A 19,975-nucleotide genomic window follows, 5' to 3' on the forward strand; every position below is an offset into this window, starting at 1 on the left:
ATGCTGCCAACCCTGTGGGGCCGCATCCAGACGCGAATCCTGGTGCTGGGCATCGTCGGTGGGATCTGGACGCTCATCATCGGGCCGTTCCTGCCCGACGGTGCACCCATCGACAAGACCTACATCGGCGCGTTCATCGTGCTCGCCACGGTCATCGTGCTCGGCGTCGCCTGGGAGTTCATCTACCACTTCCTGCAGCAGTTCCGGTGGGAGAAGGACTGGCCCACCCTGTTCGGTCTGCTCACCGGCATCAACGAGGGCATCGCCACCTGGTTCGTGGTGACGTACGCGCCGATCTTTCCCGAGGGCACCGGACCCCCGTCGCCCGGGGTGTTCGCCATCCAGTTCGGGACGACCTGGCTGGTCGTGTGGATCATCCTCAACGGCCCGCTGCGAGCGATCTTCCCGCACTGGAGATTCCAAGGAGGTCGGTTCTTTTGAGCGCGCCCGCACCCAGTCCGAGTGTGACCCCGACGGTGACGTTGGTGCCCGGATCGGGCATCGTGATCCGCAAACCCGCATTCCTGTGCTTACTCGGGGAGTCCTCACGCGTCCTGCTCCCCGACATCCTGGCCATCGAGACCTCCGTGGCCACCCCCGACCGCATGCCGCGCCGCGGCCGGCACGTGGTACGCGCCCTCGCCCAACTGGTCGCGACCGCCGATCTGGATCAGCCCGCCGACATCGGCTTCGCCGCCCCCGACAGCGTCGGGATCGCCATCTACCTCAGTGGATCGGTGTTCGGTGAGGCCGACGGGCGTCGGCTGCAGTCGGGCGCGACCGGCGAACCGTTCGACCGGGCCATCCCATGGCCGTACGAGGGACTCGGGCTCTACCTCGCCGGTGCGGTGCCCGCCGAGCCCGGCGAGGAGACCTACGACCTCGTCGAGGGTCACGTGCCCGCCGCCGGCGCCCTGCTGCACACCCCGCTGGGGATGCGCGGCACCGAGGTCTACGACCTCAGCTCTCGTGCCGGGACGGCCGACGACCATGCCGATCACGATCACGGCGATCACGATCACGGCGATCACGATCACGGCGATCACGACCATGCCGATACCGCCGATCACATGCACGACGATCAGATGCACGCCGATCAGATGCACGAGGTGGGCGATCGCGCCGACGACGCGATGCGGTCCGCGCCTCCGCGCACCGCACCGCCGGCCCCGGAGTCCGAGCCGGCCCCGGCCCCGGAGTCCGAGCCGAACCCCGAACCCGAGCCGGCCCCCGAATTCCGTTCCACCCCACTGATGTCCAAGCCGCCTGCGCCCGAACCCCATGCGCCCGAGCCGCCCGCACCCGAACCGGCCGCACCCGAGCCGCGGGCGTTCCAGTCGAGCGCACTCGGTGCCGACCCGGAGCCCACCCACCCCGAACCGCCGCATCCGCCGGCGCCGCAACAGCAGGCGCCGCAGACGCCCCACCAGCCCTGGCCGGCGACGCCACCCCCGGCACCGACCCCACCCCCGCCGCCCGCCCCACCGGCGCCAGAGGAGCCGATCGACTTCAAGGTCGACTCCCTGCAGGACGTCCTGCCCGAACAGCGTGACCCGCTGCCGGTCCAGGTCAAGCAGAAGTCGGCCACCGAGGTCGTCAAACTGCCCGAATCGCGGGCGCACGTCCACGGAATCCGTTGTTCGCGAGGGCATCTCAACCATCCCCGCTCGTGGCTGTGTGGAGTGTGCGGCATCCGGATGGATCAGCTGACCGGCATCCTCGTCGAAGGCGAGCGGCCGCCGCTGGGCTGGCTGCTGCTCGACAACGGTTCCACCTACCTACTCGACGAGGACCTGGTGATCGGTCGGGAACCCGGAACCAGTGGTGGCCGCGGCAGGTCCAACCCGAAACCCATTCGCGTGCAAGACGAGTCCGGGCAACTCTCCCGCCGGCACATCGAACTCCGGCTGGTCGAGTGGGACGTGCACCTGATCGACCTCGGCTCGGCCAACGGCACCTTCGTCAGCGACCCCGCGATGGGCAGCCGCGAGATCCGGTTGGCTCCGCGTCAGCCGCACATCCTCTCGCCCGGTTCGCATGTGCGAATCGGCGGCCGCCACTTCATCTTCGAATCCCCCCACGCCCGGACGTGACGGACGAGAACCCCATGGGCGTGTGCTGATGGACAAACACCTGGTGGCCTTCCTGCTCCTCGACGTCGCGGTGATCATCGTGGCGGCGCGAATCGGTGGCCGCATTGCGGCTGCCTGCCGCCAGCCCGCGGTGGTCGGTGAGATCGCCGCCGGAATCGCCCTGGGCCCCAGCCTGCTCGGTCTGCTGCCCGGCGATCCGACCGAAGCGCTGTTTCCCAGCGACGTCCGGCCCCTGCTGGGTGCACTCGCCCAGATCGGGCTGGTGCTGTTCATGTTCATCGTCGGGCTCGAACTCGACATGCGACTGATCGCGGGCCGCGAACGGGCCGCCGCCACCATCTCCCTGTGTTCGATCGTGGTGCCCTTCGCCCTCGGAGTCGGACTCGCGGTGGTCCTCTACCCGACGCACGACGTCGTCGGCGGTCAACAGATCGGCCTGCTCGGGATGGCCCTGTTCCTCGGTATCGCGATGTCGATCACCGCGTTCCCGGTGCTCGCCCGCATCCTCACCGACCGCAACATGCAACGCACCCCGCCGGGCGTGTTCAGCCTCGCCGCCGCCGCCGTCGACGACATCATCGCCTGGACCGCACTGGCTTTCGTCATCGCGATCATCTCCGGCGGCAGCATGTCCGAGGTGGCCAAGATCGTCGGCCTGACCGTGGTGTACGTGGCCGTGATGTTCGGGATCGTCCGGCCGCTGCTGCGGCGGCTGATCACCTGGCGCGACGCCGCCGGACGCATGACACCCGACATCCTCGCGGTGATCCTCGTCGGCCTGTTCCTGTCCGCGGCGGCCACCGACGTCATCGGCATCCACCAGATCTTCGGTGCGTTCGTCTTCGGAGCCATCATGCCCAAGGTGGGCGGTGAGGCGCTCACCCGCGAGATCCTGGAGCGACTCGAGCAGGTCAGCGTCCTGTTGCTGCTCCCGATGTTCTTCGTCGTCACCGGACTGAGCGTCAATCTCGCCGACATCGGCGCAGGGGGATGGTGGCAACTGCTGCTGGTCCTCGCGGTGGCCATCGTCGGGAAGTTCTCCGGCGCGTTCCTGGGTGCGCGGCTGTCGGCGATACCCAACCGTCAGGCGTCGGCGATCGCCGTGCTGATGAACACGCGTGGTCTCACCGAACTGGTGATCCTCACGGCCGGAAAGGAACTGGGCGTCCTCTCCGACGAACTGTTCGCGATGATGGTGGTGATGGCGCTGGTCACCACCGTGCTCACCGAACCGCTGCTGCGGGTGGTCTACCCGGATTCGGTGGTCGCCCGCGACATCGCGGCCGCCGAACGCCGGGCCCTGGCCACCGGCAGCGCCTCACGCACCATGATCGTGCTCACCGACCTCGACGCGGATCTCGACGACCTGCTCACCCGGCACCGGCGTGCCTTCGCCGCCGGTGCGGGTACCGACGTCGTGCTGGCCGGGGTCCTGGCCACCCCCGGACGGGATCAACGCCTCGAACTGGGTGTGCCGCTGGTACCCGACCTCTCCGCGATGGCCTCGGCGGTGGAGAAACTCACCGCTCTCGGGACCCGCCTGCCCGGCGCCGGATCGGTGTCGGTGCTGTGCCGGTTCAGCGCCGATCCCGCCACCGATCTCGAGGAGATGGCCGCCAACAGCGGCGCCGACGTCGTCATCGTCGACACCGGTGCGCTGCCGATGGTCGAATCGCTTACCAGCGCACCGATTCTCGTCATCGACGAGACGCCGGCGGCCGGGCGTGGTCCGTCGTCGACCGCCGCGCTGGTGTGTGTCGCCGCGGACAGTCGCGCCGGGCGCACCGCCGTCGTGGTGGCCGCGTCGCTGGCGTACGGCGGTGGTTCGGACCTCACCGTCGTCACCGGATCATCGCGTCGCCGCATGTCCGCGGATCTGTCCGCGCTGTCCGATCTCGGCGTGCGGGTCACGGTCACCGACCGCACCGATGCGCTGATCATGCCGGACACGCTGGTGCTGGTTCCCGACGACGCCGAGATGACCACGGTCCCCGCCGCATACACCGTCATCGACCGGACGGGAACGTCGGAACGATCATTGTCCGAACGCATCGAGGAACGCTTCGCCGGCCAACCACCGGTCACCGAAACCACCACCGTCGCATCACCCGAGAGGCACTGAGATGGCCACAGTCGATGTCCCGCAACAACTCGCGGACTTCACCGTCTTGAGCAAACTGGGCGAGGGCGGCAACGGCACCTTCTACGTCGCGGTGCCGCCCGCCCGCCTCGGCCTGTCGACCGATCGCGTGGTGCTCAAGGTGTTCAGCGGGGTCTGCAGCGACGACGCCTACCGCCGCGGGGTCCGCGAACTGCGGGCCTTCGCCGCGGTGCGCTCGCCATATCTGGCGTCACTCTACGACGCGGTGCTGCAGGGGCAGTTCATGTATGCGATGGAGTACTTTCCGCTCGGTTCGCTGCAGGCGCCCACGAGCCCGCTGACCCGTGAGGTCGCGCTGGGTGCGCTCGCCGACGCCGCCCGCGGCGTCGACGCGCTGCACGAGGCCGGGATCGCGCACGCCAACATCACTCCGTCGAGCGTCATGATCACCGAGAGCGCCGACGGCACACACCGCCCGGGCGGAAAGATCTCCGATCTCGGGCTGGCCCGGGTGCTGGCCGCCGACGAGCCGATCACCAGCTTCGCCCAACCCGGCGCGGTGCAGTACATGGATCCGGCCCTGCTGGCCGGTGACGTGCCGTCGCGGGCCACCGACATCTGGTCGCTCGGTGCGGTGCTGCACCGGGCGCTCACCGGCAGCGGGGTCTACGGCGACGTGCCGGATGCGCAACCTCTCCTGGCGATCCGGGCGGCGCTGTCCACGCCGCCGGCGCTGTCGGAGAATCTCAGTCGCGAGGAACGCACCCTGATCGCCAATTGCCTTGCCCTGTCCGGGGAACGACCCACCACCGCCGGTGAGGTGGCCGAACGGATCGGACGGCTCGCCCGCTGATCGGAACCCGGGCTGCTCGGAACCCCGCAGCTCGGAACCGGGCCGCCCGGATGTCAGAACGGCGCGTCGCGCCACCACTCGTCGAGGATCTGCTGTCCGGTGTGCCCGGTCCAGGTGGCGACGATGGTGTACGGGGCGCGCGCGGCGTCGGTGAAGTTGGTGATCACCCAGCCGTCGCGCACGGCATCGCCCGACACCCGCACCGGCCCGTCGGTCCACTGTCGCGGTGTGCCGGGCTGATTGCCCAGGGTGGCGTCGATCTGCTCGCGTTGCTGCGCCGTGGGGGTGTGCCACACGGTGTAGCGCACACCGGAGGCGGCCCCGGAGTTGGTGACACAGGTGATGCCGTCGATCCCGTTCGATGCCGCCGGTGCGCACTCGGCGCCGCCCCAGCCGTCGGCGTTGGGACCCTCCGGCAGGAGTTGCGAGAACCCGGTGGCGATGGGTTGCTGTGCGGCCGACCAGGTTCCGGGGTCGTCGGGGCGGTTGAGGAAGGCCAGCACGCCGGCGATGATGCCGATCAGCGCCAGCACCGTCGCCACCGAGATCAGGATCGTGGTCCGTGGGCTCTGCGTCGCCGTGCCCGGCGAGGCGGGTGGGCGGTCGGACGTGGTGCGCCGCCCGGTGTTCACCAATTGTGTTGCCGTGTCCGGGTTTCCGGTCGGAGAGAACACCCGGCCGGAGTTCGCGACGGTCTGCGGATCCGACAGGCGCGGGTCGGAGGCCACCGAGGTCGGCGTGCGGCGCGGCCCGATCAGGGAGGTGTTCTCGGTGCCGGTTCCCCATGGCCCGCCGGGTGGGAAGGTCTGGCCCTGACCGGGATAGGAGACGTGGCCCGGACCGGTGGGGAACGGAGTGCGCATCCCGCCGGACAGTCCCGACGGGGGTGCCGGGGCGAGTCCGATGGCAATGGCTGCGGCGTAGGCGAATTCGGCACACGAGGCGAAGCGTTGCGCGGGTTCCTTGGACAGTGCCCGGGCCACGGCCGCGTCCACCTCGGCCGGTAGTCCCGGTACCCGTTCGCGCACCGACGGCGGGGCGTCGTGCAGGTGGGCACTCATCGCGGCCAGGCGATTGTCGCGGGGGAACGGTGGTGCGCCGGTGAGCAATTCGACGAAGGTGCACGCGAGCGCGTACTGGTCGGCACGTCCGTCGAGCTCGTGACCGTGCAGTTGCTCGGGTGAGGCGTACGGTACCGACGCCACGGTCAGTCCGGTGTCGGTCAGGTGCATCGCGTCATCGACGGCGCGGGCAATACCGAAGTCGGTCAGCATGATTGCGCCGGTGCCGCCGTCGTCGTCGGATTCGATGAGGATGTTGGCGGGTTTGACGTCACGGTGCACCATGCCGCGGCGGTGGGCGTGGTCGAGTGCGGTGGCGATCTCGCCGATGATGTGGACGGCGAAGGCGGGATCGACGCCGGACGGGCAACTGCGGATGAGTGAGGACGCGTCGTAGCCGCGGACGTAGCGCATCGCGATCCACAACTGCCCGTTCTCGGCGCCGCGGTCATAGACCGACACGATGTTGCGGTGATCGAGGCTGCCCGCGAGATCGGCCTCGCGCTCGAAGCGGGCCCGGAAGCTCGGGTCGTCGGTGAACGACGCGTTGAGGAGTTTGAGGACGTCGAGACGGGGGAGGCGGGGATGGGTCGCCACGTACACGGTGCCCATGCCGCCGCGGCCCAGGATTCGATCGATGCGATAGCCGGCGAACAGGGTGCCCGGCGCCAGTTGACCGGAGGCCGATGCCGGCCCCGTCGGGGTGCCGGTGTCCTCGCCCTGCGTCACGTTGTCACTCCCGGCCGATTCCCTGGCGTTGGTCCCTCCATCATTGCCGCCTCGAGTGTAGCCGGTGACCGAATGGCCCGGCCGGGGTCATGTCCCACGTTCGGCGCACCGCCGCTGGGATACCGGGGTCATTCCAGCAGGTAGGGGGCGGTGGAGAAGAGGAACACCAGGAACAGTGCCAGGAGGAACCATGCGGCGCCCTGCCACACCTGCCACTGCCCGCCGGAACGCCATTCGGTGTAGGTGCGCCACAGCGCTCCGATCGCGCCGCCGCCGACGATCACCGGGGCGGCGATGACCAGTACGGTACGCAGGCCGTCGGACGATGCCACCGCCACGACGAGGGTCGCGATGCCCAGTCCGATGATCACCGCGTCGTAGATGACCGCGCGCCGGAATGTGGAGGGGCCGCGTGGTGGTGGGGGAGTGTTGTCGGGGCTCATGACGTGCGGGGTGGGGTCGGGTTGTGACGTTGACGATCACGGAATTGGGTTGGGCGCCAACGACTGTGGATTCAAGGGTACACCGCGTAGGCGGAGCGGTTGGCCGGGGACCTTCTACTCATTGCTGTTCGGCGGCGTCAAGGGCAGGATAGAGATGTCAGAGCTGTGTCATTGGGATTTCCACCGAGAGGGAGATGACGAACACATGAGCGCGATTCTCGTCGGCGTTGACGGGTCGGAAGCATCGACGGCCGCGGTCGGTTGGGCCGCGAAGACAGCTCAACTCGAAGGCGACGAACTCAAGCTGGTCGGTGTCTACGACGCCAGCACCAGTGATTACGCACCGGGCCTCATCATTCCGCAGGACGTCATCGACGCCATCCGTCAGGACGCGACCGACGCCGTGCACGCCGCCGCCAAGGTCGCCGAAGAGGCGGCACCGGGGCTGACCGTGCACTGCTCGATCGTCGACGGTGACGCCAGCCGCGTGCTGCTCGAACTCGGCAAGGACGCCTCGGCGATCGTTCTCGGGACCCGTGGGCTCGGCGGTGTCAAGGGACTGTTCCTCGGATCGGTGTCCACCAACGTCGCCGCACATTCGCACGGCCGCGTCGTGGTGGTCGCTGGTCCGTCCAAGGACGGGCCGGTCGTGGTCGGCGTCGACGACTCCAAGGTGAGCGACGGCGCGATCAAGGAGGCCTACGCCCAGGCATCCCTGCGCAACACCAAGCTCATCGCCGTGCACACCTGGACCCCTCTCGACGCCGACGCCCTGCACGGCTACGGCATCGACCCCGACGAGGTCGAACGGATGTCGGAGGATGCGGTCGCCGCCGTCGCCGAACGTCTCGCCGGCTACGGCGCGGACTACCCGGACGTCGAGGTGGTGCGCGAGGTGCTGCCGGAGGAGCCGGCCAAGGCCGTGCTCGAGGCCGCCGCGAAGTACGACGCCGGACTCGTCGTCGTCGGTAGCCGTGGACGTGGTGGCTTCAAGGGTCTGCTGCTGGGCTCGACCAGCCAGAAGATCCTGCATCACGCGACGCTGCCGGTGATGGTCGTCCGCAGCTGAGGCGCTGCGCGCTCGCATGGGCCTGCGAAAGCTCGAGTTGTCGGTTGGTGAGCTTGCCCAGCGAGCCGGGATCGCTCCCTCCGCCGTGCGGTACTACGAAGACCAGGGACTGATCTTCGCCCGCCGCACCGCGGGCAACCAACGTCGGTATCACCGCGCGATGCTGCGCCGGGTGGCATTCATCAAGGCCTCGCAGACCGCGGGGATTCCGCTCGCCGTCATCGCCGACGTCCTCGGTGAACTCGGTGACACCGAGTCGCCGTCGACCCAGATGTGGGAGGCGGCGTCGCAGCGGTGGATCGATGATCTCGATCAACGCATCGCGCTGCTGCAGAAGATGCGGGACATGATCGGTTCGTGCGTCGGCTGCGGGTGTCTGTCCCTGAACGCGTGTCACCTGCTCAATCCCGGCGACGAACTCCACCGGCAGGGCTCGGGGGCGCGTCGGCTGATGCCGGATTGAGCGGACCGGCGCCGGGACCGCTCGGTGCCGGTGGCGATAGGGTGTGATCCATGGCCGGTGGATCACGCGTCGCGCTCGCCCTCGGGAGCGGCGGAGCCCGCGGATACGCGCACATCGGGGTCATCGCCGAACTCGAGGCGCGGGGGTTTTCGCTGGTCAGCATCGCAGGCTCGTCGATTGGCGCGCTGGTGGGCGGGCTGTACTGCGGCGGCGGACTCGACGCGTACGAGGAGTGGATCACCGACCTCGGTCAACTCGACGTGATGCGACTGCTCGACGTCTCCCTGAGCAAGCCGGGCGGTGTGATCAAGGCCGAGCGCATCATCGCCCGCGTCGGGGACATCCTGGGCGACGCGGTGATCGAGGACCTGGCAATCCCGTTCACCGCGGTCGCCACCGACCTGATCTCCGGCCGCTCGGTCTGGTTTCAACGCGGCAAGCTTGTCGACGCCATCCGGGCATCGATAGCGATACCCGGGGTCATCACCCCGTATCAGCACGACGGTCACCTCTTCGCCGACGGCGGCATTCTCGATCCGCTGCCGGTGGCACCCACCGCCGCCGTCCTCAGTGACGTCACGATCGGTGTGGTTCTCGACGGTGACGGCCTGGCCGAAGGCGCGGCGCGGCAGCCGACCACCAAGGGGATCATCCGCCGCAACGTCGAACCGATCCTCTCCAGTGATTTCGTCCGGTCCATGCGTGATCGGCTGGGTCTGGATGCGTCGGGTGCACCCGATCCCGACGCCCTCGGCACAGAGGCGCTCGACCCGGACGTGTCCACGCCGGCCGACGACGTGGCCGCAGCCGGGGCCGATGACGTGGCGGACGCCGAACTGATGGCACCCACCCCGTCCATGGGGCGTATCGAGGTGCTGACCCGATCGTTGGACATCATGTCGATCGCGTTGACCCGCCATCAGATCGCCGGTTATCCGCCCGACATCCTCATCCGCGTGCCGCGAAAAGCGGTGCGCACCCTCGACTTCCACAAGGCCTCGGAGATGATCGAACTCGGTCGGACGCTCACCGCCGAGGCGCTCGACCAGTTGCCCGAAACATCGTGAGCGGGCCGCGAGGCGTGCGGGACGGCCAGATGGGCGACGGATCATGAGGCAGATCCCCCGTGGCATCTGGGTGCTGCTGAGCGCGAACGTGGTGATCGCACTCGGCTTCGGGCTGATCGCACCCGCGTTGCCGAGCTTTGCGCGCAGCTTCGACGTCGGCTACACCGCCACCTCGGCGGTGGTGTCGGCATTCGCGGTGATGCGACTGCTGTTCGCCCCCACCGCCGGGCGTCTGGTGACCAAGCTCGGCGAACGACGAATCTACCTGAGCGGCTTGCTGATCGTCGCCGCCAGCACATTCGCGTGCGCCTTCGCGCAGAACTACGTGCAGTTGCTGATCTTCCGGGGGCTCGGTGGCATCGGTTCGACGATGTTCACCATCTCGGCGATGGCGCTGCTGATCCGCATGTCGCCCAACGAGATCCGCGGTCGCATAGCGGGGTTCTTCTCGGCCGGATTCCTCATCGGCAACATCACCGGGCCGCTCGTCGGTGCGGCCCTGGTCGGTTTCGGTCTGCGCATGCCGTTCATCGTCTACGCGATCGCGCTGGTGATCGCGTCGGTCGTGGTGGCCACGCAACTCCGCGACGCCGGTGACGCCGATGCCGATACCGCCGGCGAGAAGCCCGGCGTGATGTCCTTACGGGCCGCATTGCGCGACAGTGCATATCGGGCGATCCTGGCATCCAGCTTCACCCAGGGCTGGGCGTCGATGGGAGTCCGGGTGGCGGTGGTTCCACTGTTCATCACCGACGGGCTCGGCGAGCAACCGGCGATGGCCGGTGTCGTGCTGGCGGTCTATGCGGTGGGCAATGTGGCAGCGATCGTGGCGGCGGGGCGATTCTCGGATCGGTACGGTCGCCGGCGGGTGATGCTGCCCGGGTTGGCGATCATGGCGGTGTCCACGGCGCTGCTGGGGTTCTCGCCGAATCTGGTGATTGCGCTGGCACTGTCGATGTTCGCCGGCGTCGGTTCCGGACTGTTCGCCCCAACCCATCAGGCCGCCCTCGCCGATGTCCTGGGTGCGCGACGGCAGGGCGGTTCGGCGTTGGCCGCCTACGGCATGTCCTCGGATCTCGGCGCCATCGGCGGTCCGCTGATCGTCGGATTCGTCGCCGACCGTTTCGGTTTCGGCCCGGCCTTCGTCCTCACCTCCGCCGTGGCCGCCGCCGCGTTCGTGATGTGGATCGCGGCGCGGGAAACCGCCCCCGAGGTGGTCGGCACTCCCGCCAAACTCTCCGATCCGGACGCCCCCTGACGGGGTGCCCGGACCAGGGGAGCCGACGTGGGGCCCGCGTGCATCTCAGTTACGGGCCGGCCTGAGAACTCCCGTCGGAGAATCTGGGTCCTGTTGGAGAAACTGGGCGCTACAGCACCCACGTTCGCCAAAACGACCCAACTTCTCACCCGCCACGTTGAAAGCGCTCGCTTCCACGTTGACAGCGCTCGCCTCCACGTTGACAGCGCTCACCGGTCGTCATCCCTCACGGTGGAGGTGCACCACATGGCCTACGGTTGACCCATGGTGACAGCGGCGGTCTCCTCCCATACGCAACCTGCCTCGTTCGGGGTCGACTCCGAGGTGGGTGCGCTGCGCGCGGTGATGGTCCATCGCCCCGGACCCGAACTCGATCGGCTCACCCCGGCCAATGCGGCGGGCTTCCTGTTCGCCGGAGTTCCCGACCCGGCCCGGGCCCGTGACGAACACGACGCGTTCACCGCCGCACTCCGTGACCGCGGAGTCGAGGTCTTGCTGCTCGGCGATCTGCTCGTCGAGGCGATTGCCCACAGCGGCGCGGCGCGGATACAGGGCATCGCCTCGGCGGTGCACGTGGGCCGTCTCGGTGCCCGGCTGGCCGAGGAATTGAGCCGGCACCTCCGTGGGCTGCCGGCGCCGGAGCTGGGTCGAATACTCACCGCCGGAATCACTTTCGACGAGCTACCGGATATCGCAGTCTCCGCCGGCGGGTCGTTGGTGCGGCAGATGTACACCGGCGCGGAGTTCGCCATCGAACCACTGCCGAACCTGCTCTACAGCCGCGACAGCTCGTTCTGGGTCAGGGAACGATTCGCGATCTCGTCGCTGGCGCGGCGGGCGCGAGTGCGGGAGGCGTCGCTGGTCGACCTCATCTACGCCCACCACCCGCGATTCATGGGTGCCCGGCGCGCATACGAATCGCGGGTCGCCCCGGTCGAGGGAGGTGACGTGTTGTTGCTGGCGCCGGGCGTCGTCGCCGTCGGCGTGGGTGAACGCACCACTCCCGCAGGCGCGGAGGCCCTCGCCGAAAGCCTGCTCACCGACGGGCTCGCGCACACCGTGTTGGCCATCCCGATCGAACGACCCGGCGCCTTCATGCACCTCGGCACGATGTGCACCATGGTCGACGTCGATGCCATGGTCGTCCATCCCGCGATCCGGGATGGCATGTCCGCGTTCACCATTCGCTCCGATGACAACGGGGGTGTGGTGGCGTCGGGGGCACGTCCGTTCGCCGACGCCGCGTCCGACGCGATGGGCATCGCCGGGTTGCGTCTCATCGATCCCGAGATCGCCTCCGCGACAACGTCTCCGGGAACCTGGGACGACAGTTCCAACACCCTGGCGATCTCACCGGGCGTGGTGGTGTCCTACCGCCATAACGCCGACACCAACCGGCGCCTCGTCGACGCCGGTGTCGAGATCATCGAGATCGACGGTGCGGCGCTCGACGTCGGGCACGGTGGGCCACGGTGCATGTCGTGTCCGCTCGCGCGCGATCCGCTGTGAACCCGACGCACCACGACGCGAGCCGAGAAGGAGACATGTGATGAGTGGACAGCCGGACACCCCGGTCGACCTCGCGTCCCTGCTGCACATCGACCCGACGGCCGACTCGCCGCCGTTCGAACAGGTGCGTCTCGGCGTGATCGGACTCGTCGACCACGGAACGCTGTTGGTGGGCGCCCGGATACCGACGGTGCGGGCCCTGGCCACCGACCTGCACCTGGCCGCCAACACCGTGGCCCGCAGCTACCGAGAACTCGAGGCGGCCGGCATCATCGAAACGCGGGGTCGGCACGGCTCTTTCATCAAGGCCGGACCCGACGCGCGGCTGTCGGCGGCCCAACGGGCCACCGTCGACCACGTGAAAGCGCTGCGTGAGCAGGGAATCGACGATGACGTGATGGTCACGTTGTTGTTGCGTGCACTCGGTAGGAGTTGAGAAAACACATCAAGGTTTGGTTGTGTGAATTGGTGTCCACTCAATTTCCTCCCCGCCGAACGCGAGTCACGCTGGATCCGACGGTCTTCGGCGTCACCGCTGTGCTCATCATCGCCTTCGTCATCTGGGGTCTGGCCGCGCCCGACAACCTGAACACCGTCACCGACACCGTGCTCGGCTGGATCACCGGAAATCTCGGCTGGCTGTTCGTGTTGTCCGCATCGGGTTTCGTCATCTTCGCGGTGTATCTGGCGCTGTCGAAGTACGGACGTATCCCGCTCGGCCGCGACGGGGAGGCGCCCGAGTACCGCACGATCAGCTGGATCGCCATGATGTTCAGCGCCGGAATGGGAATCGGCCTGATGTTCTTCGGTTCCTACGAGCCGTTGTTCCACTACGTGTCCGCACCCCCGGAGATGTCCGCGGAGGACGTACGCACCGCGATGGCAACAACCATGTTCCACTGGGGTTTTCACCCGTGGGCGATGTATGCCGTTGTGGGCCTCGCGATTGCGTACGGCACCTACCGGTGCGGTCGTAATCAGCTGATCAGTTCGGTGTTCTCGCCGATCCTCGGCTCACGGGCCCACGGTCCGATCGGCAAGGTGATCGACATCCTCGCGATCTTCGCGACATTATTCGGGACCGTGGCGTCGCTGGGACTCGGTGCGCTGCAGATCGGATCGGGAATCAGCAAGGTCGGGTGGGTCGACAATCCGGGGGTGATGCTGCTCGTCGCCATCGTCGCGGTCCTCACCGCATGCTTCGTCCTGTCGGCGGTATCGGGGATCGCCAAGGGCATTCAGTGGTTGTCGAACATCAACATGGTGCTGGCGTTGATCCTCGCGGTGTTCGTCTTCGTCGTGGGCCCCACGGTCTTCATCTTGAATCTGATGCCCACCACGCTCGGTGCCTACCTCAACGACCTGCCGTTCTTCTCCGCCCGATCCGGTGCCACCGTCGACGCCGACGGACAGGAGTGGCTGGCCGGGTGGACGATCTTCTACTGGGCCTGGTGGGTGTCGTGGACGCCGTTCGTCGGCATGTTCCTGGCGAAGATCTCGCGTGGACGCAGCATCCGCGAATTCGTCTTCGGCGTGATGGTGGTGCCGGTCGCGGTGTCGCTGGTCTGGTTCGCCGTCTTCGGTGGGACCGCCATCCGGCAGAACATGGACGGGGTCCTTCCGTTCGATCCCGACACCGCCGCCAGCGAGGACACCCTGTTCGACGTCCTGGCCAACCTGCCGTGGACGGGAATCGCGTCGGCACTGGTGATGATCCTGGTCGCCATCTTCTTCGTCTCCGGTGCCGACTCGGCGTCACTGGTGATGGGGACGCTCAGCGAACGCGGTGCGGAGGAACCCCGTCGTCTCACCACCATCTTCTGGGGTGTTCTCACCGGCGGCGTGGCCGCACTGCTCCTCGCCATCGGCGGTGACGATCCCAACCACGAGGCGCTCAACGGCATCAAACAGATGGCGATCATCGCCGCCCTGCCGTTCGTCCTGGTGATGATCGGGATGTGCGTGTCGCTGTTCATGGATCTGCGCCGCGACCCGTTGATCGTGTCGAGGCAGATCCTGGCCGGTCAGGTCGACGATCACATCCGCAAACAGGCCGAGGTCATCAGCACCGGCGAGATGCCGGCCGTCGACGGCACTTCGGTCACCCCCATCGTCCCGCGCTCCGACTGACGTCGAGTGGGCGCCCATTCGCGTCGAGTGGGCGCCCATCGCGTCGACTGGGTATCAGCCCCAACTCGGCAGCCAGATCTGCTGGCGCCACATGGTCGGTGAGATGGGGGAGGCGGTCAGGATCGGCCACAGCCAGGCGAAGTTGGCCACCACCAGCCCGACATAGATGGCGACGACGAGGACCGCGAGGGCCTGACGTTCGGGTCTGGTACCGGGTGCCGTCCGTCTCGAGCCGCGCAGGATGTCGCCGCAGCACAACGCCAGCCCCATCACGAGGAACGGTGCCAGGACGGTCGCGTAGAAGAAGTACATCTGCCGATCGAGTTCGATGAACCAGGGCAGGAAGCCGGCGGCGTAGGCGGTGACGACGGCGGCGTAGCGCCAGTCGCGACGGACGAACCACGACCACAGGCCCCACAACAGCATCGGCAGGGCCAGCCACCACATCGCGGGAGAGCCGATCAGCATCTGCGCGCGGACGCATTCGCCGCCGCCGCACCGATCGGGCCCGTTCTCCAGTGCGTAGAGCATCGGACGCAGGCTCATCGGCCACGTCCAGGGTTTGGATTCCCACGGGTGATGGTTGCCCGCGGAATTGGTCAGGCCCGCGTGGAATTTGAGGATTCCGGCCTCGTAGTACCAGAGCGAGCGCCACGCGCCGGGCACCCATGACCAGGTGCCGCCGGTGCCGATCGTGTTGCCGACCTGATAGCGGTACACCGACGTCTCGCCGGAGAACCACGGGATGAACGTCGCCAGGTAGATCGCGACCGGCATCACCGCCATGCTCAGACCCGACGGCACCACGTCGCGCATCAGGGTGCCCACCCACGGACGCTTCACGTGATAGGCGCGTCGCGCGGCGACGTCGAATCCGAGGGAGAGTAGCAGGAAGAAGATGACGTAGTAGATGCCGGACCACTTGGTGCCACAGGTCAGGCCGAGCATCACACCCGCGGTGAAGCGGTACCAGCGGAAACCCATCCGCGGCCCGTACACCGAATCGCCGATGCGGCCCTCGAGGTAGACCTTGTGCATGCGTGCGCGCACCTGATCGCGGTCGGCGATGACCGCGGCGAAGGTCGCGACGACGAACAAGGCCTGGAAGATGTCGAGCATGCCGAGCCGGGATTGGACGAACAGCACGCCGTCGCAGATCGCGAAGATGCCGGCGATCGCGCCGATCAGCGTCGAGCGTGTCATCCGGCGCACGGACGCGTAGATCATCACCACGATCGCGATGCCGGCGAGCGCGGACATGACGCGCCACCCCATCGGGGTGTACCCGAACATCGACTCGCCGATCGCGAGGAGCCACTTGCCGACCGGCGGATGCACCACCAGGCCGTAGGCCGGGTTGTCCTCGATCCAATTGCCGCCGGTGAGCACCTGCCAGCCCTGCGGGACGTAGTGCTTCTCGTCGAAGATCGGGGTGCCGTCATCGGTGGGCGTCCACAGCAGCCAGAACCGGGTGAGGGTGGCGATGGCGCCGATGATCAGGCCGACGATCAGCCCTCGCCGCCGATCCGTCGCCCCGAACAGTGGGGTCGGGATCTCCGGGCCCGGGGTCGGCGAGGTCGCATGCGCCGACGCCGTGATCTCGGCGCTGTGATGCGGCTCGCCCAATACGACGCCGCCGGCGGTGAGTGTCACTCGTCCGATCGTAATGGTCGGTTGGTGCCGGCTTACGCAGCCGTACGCTGTCGGCATGACTTTGCCGGATATGTCGTCACCGGACGGGCCGGGCGCGTTGGTCCTCGCGGCCACCCCGATGGGCCGCTACGACGACGCGTCGCCACGGTTGGTGGCGGCACTCGAGTCGGCCGACATCGTGGCGGCCGAGGACACCCGTCGCGCCCGCGCCCTGGCCGCGGGTCTGGGCGTGTCCATCGGCGGTGAGCTGATCAGCTACTACGACCAGGTGGAGGCCGCGCGCACGCCACGGCTGGTGGAGGCCATCGCCGGTGGGGCGACGGTGCTGCTGATCACCGACGCCGGGATGCCGTCGGTCAGCGACCCGGGGTACCGCGTGGTGGTCGCGTGCGCGGAGGCCGGCCTGCGGGTGACCGCGCTGCCCGGGCCGTCGGCGGTGACCACCGCACTGGCGGTGTCGGCGATGCCGTCGGAGCGGTTCAGTTTCGAGGGCTTCGCACCCCGCAAACCGGGGGCGCGACGCGACTGGCTGACGACGCTGCGCGACGAACCGCGCACCGCGGTGTTCTTCGAATCGCCCCACCGGCTGGCCGATCTGCTGGCGGTGGCCGCCGACGTGCTGGGTTCGGATCGTCGTGCGGCGGTCTGCCGGGAGCTGACGAAGACCTATGAGGAGGTGCGCCGCGGCACCCTGGCCGAACTCGCCGAATGGGCAGCGGCTGGGGTGAAGGGTGAGATCACCGTCGTCCTGAGCGGCGCCACGCCCGCCGAGGCCGACATCGACGATCTCGCCGCCCGGGCGCAGGCCCTCGCCGACGGTGGCATGCGGCTCAAGGCCGCGTGTGAGGAGGTCACCCGGGGAACCGGCGTCTCCCGACGTGAGGTGTATGAGGCGGTGCTGGCGGCGCGGTCGGAGTGAGGTGGCCGCGGACCGGCGGTTGTATATACTGTGAACTCGGCAGATATATGGTGGAGGTTGGAGATGACGAAACGACTGATCGATCTCGACGATGATCTACTGGCGGCGGCCCGAGCCGAGTTGAAGACGACCGGCGTGTCGGACACGGTTCGAGCGGCTCTACAACAGGCCGCGGCAGCGTCCGCGCGTGCGCGTCAGGTGGACTGGCTCGAACGCGGTGGACTGGCATCGATGACATCGTCGGACAACCGGGACGACGTGTGGCGCTGATTGCCCGCTACCTGATTGACACCAGTGCAGCCGCACGCATGACACACGCGTCGGTGGCTGCCCGGCTGGCACCACTCATCGACGCCGGGCTGGTGGCAACGACGGCGCAACTCGACGCGGAGGCGCTCTACAGCGCTCGCAATCGGCAAGAATACGAACAACTCTGGTCTGATCGTCGGTTGGCCTATGAGTACCTGGCCACCGACGATGAGCACTGGCGGTATGCTCTCGATGCCCAGCACGAGTTGTCACGCACCGGGCGACACAGAGCAGTCGGTATGGCCGATTTGTTGATCGCGGTGATTGCCGCATCGAGTGGCGTAACGGTGATCCACTACGATCACGACTTCGACATCGCGTCAGAAGTGATCGAGTTCCGTCATCGTTGGGTCGCCACACCCGGATACTTGCGCTGATTCCCCGCTGACGGTGTCCGCCCGCAACACCGCGTCGATCTGCTCGGCGTAGATCGCGTGGAAGTTCTCCGACGGGTGGAATCCGTCGGCGGCGAAGAGATCGGCACCGCCGGGTGGCACGAACCGCGCGAAGCGGCCGATGCCGGCGAAACCCGCGGACACCTGCGACGCGATGTCGTCGAAATGTGCTGCGCGCGCACCCAATACGGTGGCCAGGGTGCGCGGCAACGCCGGACACATCTGCAGCATCGGGACCGGCAGCAGCACGATTCGCGCGGATTCGGCCGCGCCGGAAGTGATCTCGGCCAGCAGTGCGGTGAGTTCGGTACGCCAGCGACGCGGGGTGTGCATGTTCTTCGTGTCGTTGGCGCCCACTGACACGATCACCACGTCCGCGTTCGCGAGCAGGTCCGGGTCGATGAGTGTGATCACTTCGCCTGCGGTGTAGCCGGTTCGGGCGCGGACGTGCCATGCCACCTCACCGCCGAGTCGTTCGGCGAGTCGCCCGGCGACGCCACCGGCGAGGGTGTGGTGGTGATGCGCCACGCCGACCCCGCCGGCGAGGCTGTCACCGATCACGAGGAGTCGTGTTGTCCCACCGCCGGTGTCGCCGGTGATCACACCGTCGTCGCCGTCGGCCTGGGGGAGGCGCAGGACGATTCGCTGGGCGCGCAGACCCTGCCACAGCGCGGTCGGGGTCCGCCATCTCGCTGCGGTCGCCAGTGTCACGATTCGCGGCACGACATTCCCTCCTCGAGATCGACTGTGGCGGTGGCGGTCACGATGCTGGCGGCCTTGTCGAGGCATTCCTGCCATTCGCGCGCCGGATCGGAGTCGATGGTGATGCCGCCGCCGACACCGAGGTGTAGCCCGCCGTCCGGAGCGATCTCGACGGTCCGGATGGCCACGTTGAGGTCGAGGAGACCGTCGGGTCCGGCCAGGCCGACCGCGCCGCAGTACACACCGCGCGCGTGGGATTCCCAGTCCTCGAGGAGTTCTCGGGCCCGGATCTTGGGGGTCCCGGTCACCGACGCCGGCGGCCAGGTCGCCTCCAGCAGTCCGGAGTTGCCCACCTCGGGTGGCAGGATCGCCTGGACCCGGGACACCAGGTGCCACACCCCCGGCGCGGCGACCACTTCGAGGAGGCTGGTGACGTGCACCGAACCGGTGACCGCGACACGGCTCAGATCGTTGCGGACCAGATCGACGATCATCACGTTCTCGGCGATGTCCTTGGTCGAGGCGGCCAAGAGGTTCGGATCGGCGTCGGCCGGCAGCGTGCCCTTGATGGGTGAGGACGTCACGATGTTCCCCGTCCGGCGCAGGAAGCTCTCCGGGGAGAAACTGGTCACCGCGCCCCAATCGCCTTGCAGAAAAGCGGATTTCGCGGGTCGGGTGGTGGAGGTCAGGTCGCAGTAGAAGTCGAGGGGTGCCCCGTCGAGGGCGCCGTCGAACCGGGTGCACACGCACGCCTGATAGATCTCGCCGGCTCGAATGGCCTCGAGACATTCCTCGATGGCGGCGAGGTGGTGATCACGATCCGGTGGCGTCCACGTCGCGGCCCAGCCGGCTCGGGACGGCGCCGTCGCCCACGACCGCTCCACCACATCGTCCACCCACGCCGGGGGCGTCGAGTCGTCGGCGGACACCGTGTGCCACCGTCCCTCCCGCAGCACCAGCAGATGGGCCGTGACGCCGCCCGCACTCACCGGCAGCGCCGCCTCGTCCCGTCGTCGACCGTCGAATCCGCGGTAGCCCAACCAGAATCGGTCCGGCCGATCCTCCGGCAGGTGACCGGCCCGGATGTCGATGGACGGTGCGATCACCGCGTCGGCATCCCACCAGTCGCCGATCAGTGCGGCCGGCGGGGGGAGGCCGCGTTCACGGGTGTGGGCATGCAGCGCCCGCAGGACGTCCGGTGCGGTGGCCGACATTCCCTCC

19 protein-coding genes are annotated in these 19,975 nt (G+C 68.2%); 14 read left to right on the top strand and 5 right to left on the bottom strand.

The annotated features are described in order from the left end of the window. The 4 genes from ABLE94_RS18890 to ABLE94_RS18905 are packed head-to-tail and all read left to right on the top strand — an operon-like array spanning position 1 to position 5,047. Positions 1 to 441: a hypothetical protein gene (locus tag ABLE94_RS18890; RefSeq protein WP_348802967.1), complete on the top strand. Its 441-nt coding sequence runs from the start codon at positions 1 to 3 to the stop codon at positions 439 to 441. Further along, a complete protein-coding gene (locus ABLE94_RS18895) occupies positions 438 to 2,093 on the top strand; it encodes an FHA domain-containing protein (RefSeq protein WP_348809509.1) in 1,656 nt (551 codons plus the stop codon). Before ABLE94_RS18890 ends, ABLE94_RS18895 begins: the two co-directional genes overlap by 4 nt. 28 nt (positions 2,094 to 2,121) lie before the next feature. Further along, complete coding sequence (locus ABLE94_RS18900) at positions 2,122 to 4,215, top strand: cation:proton antiporter (protein ID WP_348809510.1); 2,094 nt, start codon at positions 2,122 to 2,124, stop codon at positions 4,213 to 4,215. A gap of 1 nt (position 4,216) precedes the next feature. Continuing rightward, positions 4,217 to 5,047, top strand: coding sequence for a protein kinase domain-containing protein (locus ABLE94_RS18905; protein WP_348802962.1), 831 nt, complete (start codon positions 4,217 to 4,219; stop codon positions 5,045 to 5,047). 53 nt (positions 5,048 to 5,100) lie between these two features. On the opposite strand, the gene ABLE94_RS18910 is transcribed toward ABLE94_RS18905, so the two are convergent. Beyond that, complete coding sequence (locus tag ABLE94_RS18910) at positions 5,101 to 6,837, bottom strand: serine/threonine-protein kinase (protein ID WP_348802961.1); 1,737 nt, start codon at positions 6,835 to 6,837, stop codon at positions 5,101 to 5,103. A 128-nt stretch (positions 6,838 to 6,965) separates the two neighbouring features. Further along, complete coding sequence (locus ABLE94_RS18915) at positions 6,966 to 7,280, bottom strand: hypothetical protein (RefSeq protein ID WP_348802960.1); 315 nt, start codon at positions 7,278 to 7,280, stop codon at positions 6,966 to 6,968. Between the two features lie 205 nt (positions 7,281 to 7,485). On the opposite strand from ABLE94_RS18915, the gene ABLE94_RS18920 reads away from it, so the two are divergent. The 7 genes from ABLE94_RS18920 to ABLE94_RS18950 all read left to right on the top strand — a co-directional run bounded on the left by ABLE94_RS18920 (position 7,486) and on the right by ABLE94_RS18950 (position 14,776). After that, positions 7,486 to 8,349: a universal stress protein gene (locus ABLE94_RS18920; RefSeq protein WP_348809511.1), complete on the top strand. Its 864-nt coding sequence runs from the start codon at positions 7,486 to 7,488 to the stop codon at positions 8,347 to 8,349. 16 nt (positions 8,350 to 8,365) lie between these two features. After that, the gene (gene soxR, locus ABLE94_RS18925) at positions 8,366 to 8,812 is read left to right on the top strand and encodes a redox-sensitive transcriptional activator SoxR (RefSeq protein WP_348809512.1); all 447 of its coding nucleotides are present in this window, start codon (positions 8,366 to 8,368) and stop codon (positions 8,810 to 8,812) included. Between the two features lie 50 nt (positions 8,813 to 8,862). Beyond that, positions 8,863 to 9,879 (top strand): patatin-like phospholipase family protein, encoded by a 1,017-nt coding sequence (locus ABLE94_RS18930; RefSeq protein ID WP_348809513.1) that lies wholly within the window; start codon positions 8,863 to 8,865, stop codon positions 9,877 to 9,879. A 43-nt stretch (positions 9,880 to 9,922) separates the two neighbouring features. Next, positions 9,923 to 11,137, top strand: coding sequence for an MFS transporter (locus tag ABLE94_RS18935; protein WP_348802955.1), 1,215 nt, complete (start codon positions 9,923 to 9,925; stop codon positions 11,135 to 11,137). Between the two features lie 264 nt (positions 11,138 to 11,401). Continuing rightward, entirely contained in the window at positions 11,402 to 12,646 is a 1,245-nt protein-coding gene (locus ABLE94_RS18940) for an arginine deiminase (protein WP_348809514.1), read from the top strand. A 40-nt stretch (positions 12,647 to 12,686) separates the two neighbouring features. Then, positions 12,687 to 13,082 (top strand): GntR family transcriptional regulator, encoded by a 396-nt coding sequence (locus tag ABLE94_RS18945; protein WP_348802952.1) that lies wholly within the window; start codon positions 12,687 to 12,689, stop codon positions 13,080 to 13,082. 32 nt (positions 13,083 to 13,114) lie between these two features. Beyond that, positions 13,115 to 14,776: a BCCT family transporter gene (locus ABLE94_RS18950; protein ID WP_348809515.1), complete on the top strand. Its 1,662-nt coding sequence runs from the start codon at positions 13,115 to 13,117 to the stop codon at positions 14,774 to 14,776. 54 nt (positions 14,777 to 14,830) lie between these two features. Here ABLE94_RS18950 and ABLE94_RS18955 read toward each other — a convergent pair whose 3' ends face one another. After that, positions 14,831 to 16,375 carry a dolichyl-phosphate-mannose--protein mannosyltransferase gene (locus tag ABLE94_RS18955; protein WP_348809559.1) on the bottom strand — a complete coding sequence of 515 codons (1,545 nt, stop codon included), beginning with the start codon at positions 16,373 to 16,375 and terminating at the stop codon, positions 14,831 to 14,833. A 124-nt stretch (positions 16,376 to 16,499) separates the two neighbouring features. On the opposite strand from ABLE94_RS18955, the gene rsmI reads away from it, so the two are divergent. The 3 genes from rsmI to ABLE94_RS18970 all read left to right on the top strand — a co-directional run bounded on the left by rsmI (position 16,500) and on the right by ABLE94_RS18970 (position 18,034). Continuing rightward, the gene (gene rsmI / locus ABLE94_RS18960; protein WP_348803207.1) at positions 16,500 to 17,348 is read left to right on the top strand and encodes a 16S rRNA (cytidine(1402)-2'-O)-methyltransferase; all 849 of its coding nucleotides are present in this window, start codon (positions 16,500 to 16,502) and stop codon (positions 17,346 to 17,348) included. A 63-nt stretch (positions 17,349 to 17,411) separates the two neighbouring features. Next, a complete protein-coding gene (locus ABLE94_RS18965) occupies positions 17,412 to 17,618 on the top strand; it encodes a DUF2191 domain-containing protein (protein WP_348802948.1) in 207 nt (68 codons plus the stop codon). Continuing rightward, a complete protein-coding gene (locus tag ABLE94_RS18970) occupies positions 17,609 to 18,034 on the top strand; it encodes a PIN domain-containing protein (RefSeq protein WP_348802947.1) in 426 nt (141 codons plus the stop codon). The genes ABLE94_RS18965 and ABLE94_RS18970 overlap by 10 nt, the downstream gene beginning before the upstream one ends. Here the strand turns inward: ABLE94_RS18970 and ABLE94_RS18975 are convergent. Both ABLE94_RS18975 and ABLE94_RS18980 read right to left on the bottom strand, forming a co-directional pair. Beyond that, the gene (locus ABLE94_RS18975; protein ID WP_348802946.1) at positions 17,978 to 18,775 is read right to left on the bottom strand and encodes an SGNH/GDSL hydrolase family protein; all 798 of its coding nucleotides are present in this window, start codon (positions 18,773 to 18,775) and stop codon (positions 17,978 to 17,980) included. The genes ABLE94_RS18970 and ABLE94_RS18975 overlap by 57 nt on opposite strands. Next, positions 18,760 to 19,968, bottom strand: a complete 1,209-nt coding sequence (locus ABLE94_RS18980) for an aminodeoxychorismate synthase component I (protein ID WP_348809516.1) — start codon at positions 19,966 to 19,968, stop codon at positions 18,760 to 18,762. The genes ABLE94_RS18975 and ABLE94_RS18980 overlap by 16 nt, the downstream gene beginning before the upstream one ends. Positions 19,969 to 19,975: the final 7 nt, after the last annotated feature.

This window comes from Gordonia sp. VNK1, assembly GCF_040049135.1.
GTDB lineage: Bacteria > Actinomycetota > Actinomycetes > Mycobacteriales > Mycobacteriaceae > Gordonia > Gordonia oleivorans.

Coding starts and splice junctions, on each gene's coding strand:
- ABLE94_RS18890 (WP_348802967.1), top strand. CDS start 1: ATGCTGCCAACCCTGTGGGGCCGCATCCAGACGCGAATCCTGGTGCTG.
- ABLE94_RS18900 (WP_348809510.1), top strand. CDS start 2,122: ATGGACAAACACCTGGTGGCCTTCCTGCTCCTCGACGTCGCGGTGATC.
- ABLE94_RS18905 (WP_348802962.1), top strand. CDS start 4,217: ATGGCCACAGTCGATGTCCCGCAACAACTCGCGGACTTCACCGTCTTG.
- ABLE94_RS18915 (WP_348802960.1), bottom strand. CDS start 7,280: ATGAGCCCCGACAACACTCCCCCACCACCACGCGGCCCCTCCACATTC.
- ABLE94_RS18920 (WP_348809511.1), top strand. CDS start 7,486: ATGAGCGCGATTCTCGTCGGCGTTGACGGGTCGGAAGCATCGACGGCC.
- soxR (WP_348809512.1), top strand. CDS start 8,366: ATGGGCCTGCGAAAGCTCGAGTTGTCGGTTGGTGAGCTTGCCCAGCGA.
- ABLE94_RS18930 (WP_348809513.1), top strand. CDS start 8,863: ATGGCCGGTGGATCACGCGTCGCGCTCGCCCTCGGGAGCGGCGGAGCC.
- ABLE94_RS18935 (WP_348802955.1), top strand. CDS start 9,923: ATGAGGCAGATCCCCCGTGGCATCTGGGTGCTGCTGAGCGCGAACGTG.
- ABLE94_RS18940 (WP_348809514.1), top strand. CDS start 11,402: ATGGTGACAGCGGCGGTCTCCTCCCATACGCAACCTGCCTCGTTCGGG.
- ABLE94_RS18945 (WP_348802952.1), top strand. CDS start 12,687: ATGAGTGGACAGCCGGACACCCCGGTCGACCTCGCGTCCCTGCTGCAC.
- rsmI (WP_348803207.1), top strand. CDS start 16,500: ATGTCGTCACCGGACGGGCCGGGCGCGTTGGTCCTCGCGGCCACCCCG.
- ABLE94_RS18965 (WP_348802948.1), top strand. CDS start 17,412: ATGACGAAACGACTGATCGATCTCGACGATGATCTACTGGCGGCGGCC.
- ABLE94_RS18980 (WP_348809516.1), bottom strand. CDS start 19,968: ATGTCGGCCACCGCACCGGACGTCCTGCGGGCGCTGCATGCCCACACC.